1 rRNA gene is annotated in these 400 nt (G+C 49.5%); it reads right to left on the bottom strand.

The annotated features are described in order from the left end of the window. A 23S ribosomal RNA gene (locus tag AC1DQ3_RS36855) occupies window positions 1-116 on the bottom strand; the annotation flags it as partial. Window positions 117-400: the final 284 nt, after the last annotated feature.

The following is a 400-nucleotide window of genomic DNA, read 5'->3' as shown; positions in this document are numbered from 1 at the left end:
GGACATCTCCGGATCAAAGCTTGTTTGCCAGCTCCCCGAAGCTTTTCGCAGGCTACCGCGTCCTTCATCGCCTGTGATCGCCAAGGCATCCACCACATGCACTTGTTCGCTTGACCCTATAACGAGTGTGTCTCAAACTTGCGTTCAAGYMCGTGCTCGCTACAGGATGAGTTCTCGCATTTGTGCCGTATTYCAAGTMATCTTTCGATCACTTMAATACATTTYGGTTGATACAATCACAACCCGGTATCGTGTTTTACTGCAGCGTCTCATCAACGCTCACGACACCTTTACTACATCCCATATTGTTAAAGAACAGCCGAGCGAGACAGCGTCTCGTTCGTCTTGGCCAAAGCCAAAGGCAAACGCTCAATGCTAAGCGCTTGCCTTTGACGACCAA

The sequence above is a fragment of the Cupriavidus sp. 01T418 genome (genome assembly GCF_056398885.1).
Note: the sequence above shows the minus strand (reverse complement) of the source record. Positions and strands in the feature narration are given on the sequence as shown.